1 pseudogene is annotated in these 276 nt (G+C 54.3%); it reads right to left on the minus strand.

Going from position 1 to position 276, the window contains the following annotated elements:
• Window positions 1-276 (minus strand): annotated as a pseudogene (locus tag HMPREF2562_RS10775) (IS256 family transposase); the annotation flags it as partial.

Consider the following 276-nt stretch of genomic DNA (forward strand, 5'->3'; position numbering starts at 1 on the left):
TCGTATTCTGCTGGTGCACCGATGTCATTGGTAGTGGCTGTGGTGTTGTGGGTGATCAGGTCTGTTGCTGTGGAAAGTGCGTCTTGACCCCATCGTTGGTCCCTGGCGATCTTGACCGGATCGTCAGGGACTTCTGTATGTAGATACAGCCACCAATCCATCACTGTGCGTTGATGCGGTAGTGATAGTCCGCGGTGTCTGCGGGCTAGTTCTTTTATGGGGGCGTTGATGCCACCTTCGAGGCTGTTTGTTGTTGCTGCAAGGTTGTCGGGGTCG

It is taken from the genome of Corynebacterium sp. HMSC077G07 (assembly GCF_001809225.1).
GTDB lineage: Bacteria > Actinomycetota > Actinomycetes > Mycobacteriales > Mycobacteriaceae > Corynebacterium > Corynebacterium jeikeium_D.